This window comes from Bartonella sp. CL436QHHD, assembly GCF_042195105.1.
In the GTDB taxonomy this organism is placed as follows: Bacteria; Pseudomonadota; Alphaproteobacteria; order Rhizobiales; family Rhizobiaceae; genus Bartonella.
The window spans coordinates 23,248-31,971 of the sequence record NZ_JBHINR010000076.1; the positions used below are offsets into that span (position 1 = coordinate 23,248).

Annotated in this window: 10 protein-coding genes and 4 pseudogenes; 7 read left to right on the top strand and 7 right to left on the bottom strand. The window is 41.9% G+C overall.

Translation table 11 applies throughout. The features are described from left to right. Window positions 1–179 precede the first annotated feature (179 nt). Window positions 180–1,568: a class II fumarate hydratase gene (gene fumC, locus ACFIKN_RS08780; protein ID WP_375630964.1), complete on the bottom strand. Its 1,389-nt coding sequence runs from the start codon at window positions 1,566–1,568 to the stop codon at window positions 180–182. A 227-nt stretch (window positions 1,569–1,795) separates the two neighbouring features. On the opposite strand from fumC, the gene groES reads away from it, so the two are divergent. The 5 genes and pseudogenes from groES to groEL (ACFIKN_RS08805) all read left to right on the top strand — a co-directional run. Then, window positions 1,796–2,092, top strand: coding sequence for a co-chaperone GroES (gene groES / locus ACFIKN_RS08785; protein WP_005774667.1), 297 nt, complete (start codon window positions 1,796–1,798; stop codon window positions 2,090–2,092). Between the two features lie 58 nt (window positions 2,093–2,150). Continuing rightward, window positions 2,151–3,794 carry a chaperonin GroEL gene (gene groL, locus ACFIKN_RS08790; RefSeq protein WP_273790908.1) on the top strand — a complete coding sequence of 548 codons (1,644 nt, stop codon included), beginning with the start codon at window positions 2,151–2,153 and terminating at the stop codon, window positions 3,792–3,794. Window positions 3,795–3,864: 70 nt separating this feature from the next. Next, a pseudogene (gene groEL, locus ACFIKN_RS08795) lies at window positions 3,865–4,070 on the top strand (chaperonin GroEL); the annotation flags it as partial. A gap of 72 nt (window positions 4,071–4,142) precedes the next feature. Further along, window positions 4,143–4,348: pseudogene (gene groEL, locus ACFIKN_RS08800) on the top strand (chaperonin GroEL); the annotation flags it as partial. A 70-nt stretch (window positions 4,349–4,418) separates the two neighbouring features. Then, a pseudogene (groEL, locus tag ACFIKN_RS08805) lies at window positions 4,419–4,624 on the top strand (chaperonin GroEL); the annotation flags it as partial. A gap of 689 nt (window positions 4,625–5,313) precedes the next feature. On the opposite strand, the gene ACFIKN_RS08810 reads toward groEL (ACFIKN_RS08805), so the two are convergent. Then, window positions 5,314–5,511 carry a hypothetical protein gene (locus ACFIKN_RS08810; protein WP_375630965.1) on the bottom strand — a complete coding sequence of 66 codons (198 nt, stop codon included), beginning with the start codon at window positions 5,509–5,511 and terminating at the stop codon, window positions 5,314–5,316. Between the two features lie 196 nt (window positions 5,512–5,707). Between ACFIKN_RS08810 and ACFIKN_RS08815 the strand changes: the two genes are divergently transcribed. Then, entirely contained in the window at window positions 5,708–5,983 is a 276-nt protein-coding gene (locus ACFIKN_RS08815) for a hypothetical protein (protein ID WP_375658279.1), read from the top strand. Window positions 5,984–6,357: 374 nt separating this feature from the next. On the opposite strand, the gene ACFIKN_RS08820 is transcribed toward ACFIKN_RS08815, so the two are convergent. The 4 genes from ACFIKN_RS08820 to ACFIKN_RS08835 are packed head-to-tail and all read right to left on the bottom strand — an operon-like array spanning window position 6,358 to window position 7,582. Beyond that, the gene (locus ACFIKN_RS08820; RefSeq protein WP_273790904.1) at window positions 6,358–6,558 is read right to left on the bottom strand and encodes a hypothetical protein; all 201 of its coding nucleotides are present in this window, start codon (window positions 6,556–6,558) and stop codon (window positions 6,358–6,360) included. Continuing rightward, on the bottom strand, window positions 6,551–6,763 hold the full coding sequence (locus tag ACFIKN_RS08825; protein WP_273790903.1) for a hypothetical protein: 213 nt from the start codon (window positions 6,761–6,763) through the stop codon (window positions 6,551–6,553). The genes ACFIKN_RS08820 and ACFIKN_RS08825 overlap by 8 nt, the downstream gene beginning before the upstream one ends. Continuing rightward, window positions 6,687–6,923 (bottom strand): hypothetical protein, encoded by a 237-nt coding sequence (locus tag ACFIKN_RS08830; protein WP_273790902.1) that lies wholly within the window; start codon window positions 6,921–6,923, stop codon window positions 6,687–6,689. The genes ACFIKN_RS08825 and ACFIKN_RS08830 overlap by 77 nt, the downstream gene beginning before the upstream one ends. After that, on the bottom strand, window positions 6,920–7,582 hold the full coding sequence (locus ACFIKN_RS08835) for a lysozyme (protein ID WP_375658280.1): 663 nt from the start codon (window positions 7,580–7,582) through the stop codon (window positions 6,920–6,922). The genes ACFIKN_RS08830 and ACFIKN_RS08835 overlap by 4 nt, the downstream gene beginning before the upstream one ends. 508 nt (window positions 7,583–8,090) lie before the next feature. Here ACFIKN_RS08835 and ACFIKN_RS08840 point away from each other — a divergent pair. After that, entirely contained in the window at window positions 8,091–8,369 is a 279-nt protein-coding gene (locus ACFIKN_RS08840) for a hypothetical protein (protein ID WP_375637791.1), read from the top strand. Window positions 8,370–8,542: 173 nt separating this feature from the next. On the opposite strand, the pseudogene ACFIKN_RS08845 reads toward ACFIKN_RS08840, so the two are convergent. Next, window positions 8,543–8,724 (bottom strand): annotated as a pseudogene (locus ACFIKN_RS08845) (intracellular effector); the annotation flags it as partial.

The window sequence follows — 8,724 nt, forward strand, 5'->3', positions numbered from 1 at the left end:
AACCGTTGTGCCTTTTAAGTACAATATAAGCAACAAAACCACCCATAGCATAAATGCGGACCAGAGCCTAAAATGAACGCTGTGGGTAATGGTTATCGGTCATCATCGGGGTGTTTACACCCCGATCTTTTGACAGAACGATTTGTTTTAAGACGTTTGCATCTTTTTTAGTGGGTTGTTTATTGGGGAGCAATCATCTTTTTGGGATCAACTAATCGGTCATAATCCTCTACAAAAACGCCTGCTTTTAATGCTTCGGTGCGCAAAGTTGTATCATTTTTATGCGCTGCTTTGGCAATTTCAGCAGCTCTTTCATAGCCAATTTCTGGTGCTAGAGCTGTGACTAACATGAGTGAGCGCTCCATGAGCGAGTGAATATGAACGCGATTGGCCCGTAATCCTTGGATGCAATGCATATCAAAAGAACGCATGCAATCACCAAGAAGGGTAATTGATTGTAAAACGTTATAGCCAATAACAGGTTTATAAACGTTGAGTTCAAAATGTCCTTGGCTTGCGGCAAAGGTTACGCTGGTGTGATTACCAAAAACTTGGCATGCGACCATGGTTAAGGCTTCACATTGTGTGGGGTTGACTTTGCCGGGCATAATAGAAGATCCGGGTTCATTTTCAGGAAGACTGAGTTCCCCTAAACCAGAACGTGGACCAGAGCCTAAAAACCGAATGTCATTGGCAATTTTAAACAGATCAGCAGCGAGAGCATTCAAGCTTCCGTGGAAATGCGCAAGGGCGCCATGATGGGCAAGTGCTTCAAATTTATTGCTGGCAGTTTGGAACGTTACTCCTGTGAGAGTGCTCACTGTTTGTGCAAAAGCAACGTCAAAACCTTTTGGCGCATTCAGCCCTGTGCCAACAGCCGTGCCACCTTGAGCAAGCATGTGGACATCGGTTAGAGCATTTTCAATGCGCTGACGATTGGCTTCTAATGCGGCACGATAGCCTGAAAATTCTTGCCCTAAGGTTAAAGGTGTTGCATCTTGCGTGTGGGTGCGACCGATTTTAATGATGTCTGCAAATTCTTGCTCTTTTTGTTTTAATGTCGCAATAAGAGCTTCAAGGATTGGCAATAAGTGTTGGCGTGTTTGCAACGTGGTGGCAATGTGAAGCGCCGTGGGAAAGGAATCGTTCGATGATTGGCTCATATTGACATGGTCATTGGGATGAACTGGTTTTTTGCTTCCAAGTTTTCCTCCCAAAATCTTACTAGCACGATTAGCAATGACTTCATTGACATTCATATTGCTTTGTGTGCCAGAACCTGTTTGCCAGACGGACAGTGGAAAATGCTTATCAAAATCGCCAGCAAGCACTTCATCAGCGGCGGCAATAATTGCTTTTCCAATATTTTCTGGTAGTTTTCCTTTGCCCATGTTTACAATCGCTGCTGCTTTTTTGACAAGGACTAAGGCATAGATGATGGCAAGAGGCTGCTTTTCACTGCCAATATTAAAATTATGCAGAGAACGTTCAGTTTGTGCGCCCCAATAACGATCTTGACGTACCGAAATCGTTCCAAAGCTATCCGTTTCCTGACGTGTTTCAACCATGATAAGATCCTTTTTTGTTCACGGGTTCTCAAAAAAGATAGATAACGCGAAAGTGCAATAAGAGGCAAGACTTTGAAGCTTCATTTAGAGAAATTATTTTTATGGCTATTCTTGACATTGAGAGATGCCGATTTTATATCTAACACATGCTAGCACTCGTAGTTTGAGAGTGCTAGCAAGAACTTTTAAGATTAATGCAATTATGTTCAGTTTTAAGGATTTAAAACATGGCTAATATACAATTCCGCCCACTTCACGACCGTGTCGTTGTCCGTCGGGTTGAATCTGAAAATAAAACGGCTGGTGGGATTATCATCCCTGATACAGCAAAAGAAAAACCCCAAGAAGGCGAAGTGATTGCTGTTGGCAATGGCGCTCTCGATGATAACGGAAAGCGCGTGCCTTTAGAAGTCAAAACAGGAGACCGTATTTTGTTTGGAAAATGGTCTGGAACTGAAGTCAAGATTAATGGGGAAGATCTCCTCATCATGAAAGAATCTGACATTATGGGAATTATGGGCTAATTGAAGCACTTAGTTTTTCATTGTGTACTATTTTGAGAAAACTCCAAGGAGAAATTAAATGGCTGCTAAAGAAGTCAAATTTGGCCGTGAAGCGCGTGAGCGTTTGTTGCGCGGTGTCGACATCCTTGCTAATGCTGTTAAGGTGACACTCGGCCCTAAAGGTCGCAATGTGGTGATTGATAAATCATTCGGTGCACCTCGCATCACAAAAGATGGTGTATCCGTTGCAAAGGAAATCGAACTGGAAGATAAGTTCGAAAATATGGGTGCACAAATGTTGCGCGAAGTTGCTTCTAAAACCAATGATATCGCTGGTGATGGAACAACAACAGCAACTGTTTTAGGACAAGCTATTGTGCAAGAAGGTGTTAAAGCTGTTGCTGCAGGCATGAACCCAATGGATTTGAAGCGTGGGATTGATGCTGCTGTTGAAGAAGTGGTGGCAAACCTCTTCAAAAAAGCAAAAAAAATCCAAACTTCAGCAGAAATTGCACAGGTGGGAACAATTTCCGCTAATGGCGCTGCTGAAATCGGTAAAATGATCGCTGATGCTATGGAAAAAGTGGGCAATGAAGGCGTCATTACCGTGGAAGAAGCTAAAACCGCTGAAACGGAATTAGAAGTCGTTGAAGGAATGCAATTTGACCGTGGGTATCTTTCCCCTTATTTTGTCACAAATGCTGAGAAAATGGTCGCTGATCTTGATGATCCTTACATTCTCATTCACGAAAAGAAATTGTCTAATTTGCAATCTCTTCTTCCTGTGCTTGAAGCTGTTGTGCAATCTGGAAAACCACTTCTCATTATCGCTGAAGATGTGGAAGGTGAAGCTTTGGCAACGCTCGTTGTTAACAAATTACGTGGTGGTTTGAAAATTGCTGCTGTAAAAGCTCCTGGATTTGGTGACCGTCGTAAAGCAATGTTAGAAGATATCGCTATCTTGACATCTGGACAGGTTATTTCTGAAGATGTGGGCATTAAACTTGAAAATGTCACTTTGGATATGCTTGGACGTGCAAAGAAAGTGAATATTTCTAAAGAAAACACCACCATTATTGATGGTGCTGGACAAAAGAGCGAAATTACTGCTCGCGTCAATCAAATCAAGGCTCAGATTGAAGAAACAACTTCTGACTATGACCGTGAAAAATTGCAAGAAAGACTTGCTAAACTCGCTGGTGGTGTTGCTGTTATCCGTGTGGGTGGTGCAACAGAAGTTGAAGTGAAAGAAAAGAAAGACCGTGTTGATGATGCTTTGAATGCAACACGTGCTGCTGTTGAAGAAGGTATTGTTGCTGGTGGTGGTACCGCATTGTTGCGTGCAGCAAATGCGTTGACCGTTAAGGGAAGTAATCCTGACCAAGAAGCTGGTATTAGTATCGTTCGTCGTGCTCTACAAGCACCAGCGCGCCAGATTGCAAGCAATGCTGGTGAAGAAGCCGCTATTATTGTGGGCAAAGTGCTGGAAAATAATGCTGACACTTATGGTTATAATACCGCCACGGGTGAATTTGGTGATTTGATTGCTTTGGGAATTGTTGATCCTGTGAAAGTTGTGCGTTCTGCTCTTCAGAATGCGGCTTCAATTGCGAGCCTTCTGATCACAACAGAAGCAATGGTTGCTGAAGTTCCAAAGAAAGATACACCAATGCCTCCGATGCCTGCTGGCGGAATGGGTGGAATGGGCGGAATGGATTTCTAAGCTCTTTTCCATAGAAATAATAAAGAAACGGGTCTTCTGTGCCCGTTTTTTTTATGCTTTTTCATGTTTTTCAACCGGTGAATTTGGTGATTTGATTGCTTTCAAGAATTGTTGATCCTGTGAAAGTTTTTGCGTTCTGCTCTTCAGAATGCGGCTTCAATTGCGAGCCTTCTGATCACAACAGAAGCAAAGGTTGCTGAAGTTCCAAAGAAAGATACACCAATGCCTCCGATGCCTGCTGGTGGAATGGGTGGAATGGGCGGAATGGATTTCTAAGCTCTTATTCCATAGAAGTAATAAAGAAACGGGTCTTCTGTGCCCGTTTTTTTTTATGCTTTTTCATGTTTTTCAGCCGGTGAATTTGGTGATTTGATTGCTTTCAAGAATTGTTGATCCTGTGAAAGTTTGTGCGTTCTGCTCTTCAGAATGCGGCTTCAATTGCGAGCCTTCTGATCACAACAGAAGCAATGGTTGCTGAAGTTCCAAAGAAAGATACACCAATGCCTCCGATGCCTGCTGGCGGAATGGGTGGAATGGGCGGAATGGATTTCTAAGCTCTTTTCCATAGAAATAATAAAGAAACGGGTCTTCTGTGCCCGTTTTTTTTATGCTTTTTCATGTTTTTCAACCGGTGAATTTGGTGATTTGATTGCTTTCAAGAATTGTTGATCCTGTGAAAGTTTTTGCGTTCTGCTCTTCAGAATGCGGCTTCAATTGCGAGCCTTCTGATCACAACAGAAGCAAAGGTTGCTGAAGTTCCAAAGAAAGATACACCAATGCCTCCGATGCCTGCTGGTGGAATGGGTGGAATGGGCGGAATGGATTTCTAAGCTCTTATTCCATAGAAGTAATAAAGAAACGGGTCTTCTGTGCCCGTTTTTTTATATATTTCTTTTGTTCATACGAATTTTCCTTTTATGACAGTTTCTTTACCTTAAAGGATTGTTCTATTCTCCTCTGGTTGATCTACCGTCATTGTGAATGAAGCTCACTCTTAATCCATAGCTTTTTCTCTTGTTTTTATGAAATGTTTCTATTGTGTGGGGATCGTGGTTTCCTTTGAAAATATTGTGCTAATAAAAATATAACTCTTTGACTTATAGTCATTTATTCCTAATACAGTTCTATTTTTTCATTTTAGGTTTATGTATGCACCGTTAAAAAATCCTGTGTTTGTGCTTCATAAGGTGAGAGGTCACTACGGTTTTATGAACCAACGCAATCATTAAAAGTCAGTAGCTAAGAGTTAGTACCTATTGAGCGTTGGAAAGACAGAGTTGAAAAGAGCATGATGGGGCTGGGTTGTTTTTTTATGAATAAGATGCTGGTATTTCAAGCTTTTGCATAGGAGAATAAGCATCTCTCTGTTTCGTTGATCTCTGAAATGGGGAGACTGCTCCATTTGAGAAGCTTAAAGATAAAAGCTAATTTTTCGCCTTGCTCTCATCTTTTTTTCGGTAAGCTCATCACCTAAATTGGAGCTAAACCCATGTGGTTATACTCAAGTTCTGTTTGTTGCCTATATTGTGACAGAAAATTCTTGAGTGGGGAGCAATTTTTGAGCTAAGGGGACCATGACAGGTAGCCGAAAAAAATCATTACGAGACAGTAGGCGCGCTTGTTTTAGAATTTTTAATGCTTCTGATGATAAAGGCACGCGAAATTCTGTTGTAGCCTCATGCCTTCTTTTCATATTTTCGAGCCAAGGATTTTCCATATATTCTCTTCAACTTGACCTTTATGCATAGAACATAAGGGCATTGGGAGGGTGGAAATTGAGAGGCAGGGCATTGGGAGGCAGGGCATTGAGGAGGCAGGGAATTGGGAGGCAGGGCATTGGGAGGCAGGGCATTGAGGAGGCAGGGAATTGGGAGGCAGGGCATTGGGAGGCAGGGAATTGAGGAGGCAGGGCATTGAGAGGCAGGGAATTGGGAGGCAGGGCATTGAGGAGGCAGGGCATTGAGAGGCAGGGCATTGGGAGGCAGGGCATTGGGAGGGTGGAAATTGGGAGGCAGGGAATTGAGAGGGTGGGAATTGAGAGGCAGGGCATTGGGAGGCAGGGCATTGAGAGGCAGGGCATTGGGAGGCAGGGCATTGAGGAGGCAGGGAATTGGGAGGGTGGAAATTGGGAGGGTGGGAGGAGCCGGCTTGCTTTTTTATTCAACGTAAAGATGAGAAGTTTTATGTAAGGCTACCATTACATTGCTTGTTTATGCGCTTCTTTAAAAGAAATGTCTTTTAATACAAATTCTTGGCAATGCTATTTATGAAGAGTATAAAATCATTTGGATATCAATAGTTTATTAAAAAAATGTACGTTGGTATGATCCTTTTCTTATGTTACCAAAGTTGCTGACTTACGCGTTGGTTAAAAATCTCTCTTCATGCCCTTAAATTCATTTCATGAAAGCGTTTGTGAAGAGCACGACGTTTGTGAGGCGTGTAAAAATTTCTCGTGAGACGTGAAAAAATCATCAATAAAATCTCCGTGTTTTCAAAAAATAACGAATGGCTTTTTATATTTTAAAAAAAGATTTAACACGTCTCACGTTTTTTATTTATTTTAGAGCTGAATATTCGATTTTTGTGTAAAAATACTTCCCAGCACATCTATGATCCGTGAAAAATCAAGTGCTAATAAGAAAATGATGAATATAATCCACTTCGTATAGCGTGACATCATTTTTACACTTTTATACGTTGTGATGATTTCTTGTAGGATTTCTTTTTCCTTTTCTGTAAGCTCTGTTTTTTTTCTAGCCATGTTTCCACCCACACAAGCCTTCCCCTTGTTTGTTATGCTTTAAAATATCTCTTGCGAGATTTGAACTGATGATATTGAGATCTTTTTTGTCTAAATAAATGGGCATCCAACCAACGCAAGAAAAAGGCTCATTGATTGTTTTTATCGCGCAACCAGTGAGTAAGAGCAGCGCGTACATCAGCATCACTTTTTTGATTAATTTCATTTTCCACCTCTAGCCGTGTTGTTGATGACTTTAGCGTTTTTTCTATTTGCTTTTGTTGTTCAACCTTCTTTCCAAGAGTGAAAGCTTTTGCTAAAGCGATAAAAAAAGCGGTCAGAGCCGCTCCTGTTATCATCAGATTTTTTTTCAACCACCACATCATAAGCGCTGCTCCCGAAACCGTTTTGCCACAAAGAAAATGCCAACGCAGGCGGCTAAAACCATAATGGTTGCCAATGCCCATTGGATGGGACCATTGCCTGCCAATAAGCCCCCAAGTCCAGAAAAAGAACCAATAATCGGTGTAAGCGCTTCTGCTTTGAAAAATCCCATGGGTGTTTGCGTTTCTACGGTTTGGTAGTTGGGAGAAACATAAGCCCCTTTTGCCCATAATCCCGATTCTGCTGCACGACGGTGCACTAAACCGTGAAGACGTTTTCCTCCTGCTTTAGTCCACTTTTGTAACTCAGCAGGGACGGCTTCATATTCGCCATTATTGAGTTTTTTGAGCAGGGTCGAATTACAAAAAGCCGATGTTCCTATATTATAGCAAAACGATACGAGCGCGGCGAATTGTTCATCCGTTAAGGAAACCCGCACATGTTTTTCAACGGTATTCTCAAATTGTCTTAAATCTTGAGAAAGAACTTCTTCTGCTTGTTTTTCAGTAATGATCATGCCCTTGTGAACGAACGGTTTGCCAGCCGTGTTGGTATGACCATAGCCGATTGTCCACACCCCGATGGCATCTTTATAGGCATGTAAACGCAATCCTTCCCATTGTTTAATGAGTGCAAGCCCTGCTTTAGATATTTTTCTCATTTGCTTCTCCATAAAATAAAGCCTCACGGTAACGTGAGGCTGGTTGACAGATTAAAAATGAAATTTTTCACGCTTCAAAAACAGAAGAGATGTGAAACTTTTATGAAATCAAAAGGTTGGTTGTGACATCTTAGGGAATGGGGATAATGGTTGGCTAAGAGGGGTAATGGTTGGGCAAGAGGGGTAAATAGTTGGGCAAGAGGGGTAATGGTTGGCAAAGAGGGGTAAATAGTTGGGCAAGAGGGGTAATGGTTGGGCAAGAGGGGTAATGGTTAGGCAAAGAGGGGTAATGGTTGGCAAAGAGGGGTAAATAGTTGGGCAAGAGGGGTAATGGTTGGCAAAGAGGGATAATGGTTGGGCAAGAGGGGTAAATAGTTGGGCAAGAGGGGTAATGGTTGGCAAAGAGGGGTAAATAGTTGGGCAAGAGGGGTAATGGTTGGCAAAGAGGGATAATGGTTGGGCAAGAGGGATAAATAGTTGGGCAGGCGTTTTCCGTTAAGAGAGGTTGTTGATTTTAAGACCTTGTCCTGGTGTTTTTGATGGAGCCTTCTTGGTGGGGGCGGTTGTTTGGTTGATGCACGATAAGCGTGGTCTATTGCGGTTGTTTGGTCGTATGGCATTGATGTGGGGGTGTTTGAGATACGAAGTGGATACTCTCAGAAAAACAAGACATATGCTTTTACTGAAGACGAAAGCATTAAATATTTTATGTATCAAGCGTTTTGCTTATCCAAATAGTCTCATTATTACAAAGAGCTTTGGGCTAACAAGAGCTTTGGAATTTTGATGCAATTTTAAGAGGGGATGGTTTTTATAGGACAATGGTGCTTTTTCTTTAAGAGGAAAGTTGTTTGCTATTTTTGTTTTATGAGCGCAAAAGCTGGTTTGCTTAGAGAAATCTTAGCTGTAAAGCAGCCTCTCTTCGTTCTTTGATGAATAGGAATATGGAAAAAGCCTCAATTACATCGATAAAGATTTGTATTCAGTGAGCCTTTTTTGGTGGGAGGAAACAGAAACAGTTTTTGTCTCTGTTGCCACCAAGCTTCTCTCAAACCTCTCGTTTAGGGTTTCGCCTTTTTTGTTTACTTTTTCATGTGCTGCTTCTGGATTGGCTGTTAGATATTCCCTAAGACGTCTTCTGC

Bases quoted from the DNA above. Each gene is read 5' to 3' on its own strand.
- fumC (WP_375630964.1), bottom strand. From the start codon at position 1,568: ATGGTTGAAACACGTCAGGAAACGGATAGCTTTGGAACGATTTCGGTA.
- groES (WP_005774667.1), top strand. From the start codon at position 1,796: ATGGCTAATATACAATTCCGCCCACTTCACGACCGTGTCGTTGTCCGT.
- groL (WP_273790908.1), top strand. From the start codon at position 2,151: ATGGCTGCTAAAGAAGTCAAATTTGGCCGTGAAGCGCGTGAGCGTTTG.
- ACFIKN_RS08810 (WP_375630965.1), bottom strand. From the start codon at position 5,511: ATGGAAAATCCTTGGCTCGAAAATATGAAAAGAAGGCATGAGGCTACA.
- ACFIKN_RS08820 (WP_273790904.1), bottom strand. From the start codon at position 6,558: ATGGCTAGAAAAAAAACAGAGCTTACAGAAAAGGAAAAAGAAATCCTA.
- ACFIKN_RS08825 (WP_273790903.1), bottom strand. From the start codon at position 6,763: ATGAAATTAATCAAAAAAGTGATGCTGATGTACGCGCTGCTCTTACTC.
- ACFIKN_RS08830 (WP_273790902.1), bottom strand. From the start codon at position 6,923: ATGATGTGGTGGTTGAAAAAAAATCTGATGATAACAGGAGCGGCTCTG.
- ACFIKN_RS08835 (WP_375658280.1), bottom strand. From the start codon at position 7,582: ATGAGAAAAATATCTAAAGCAGGGCTTGCACTCATTAAACAATGGGAA.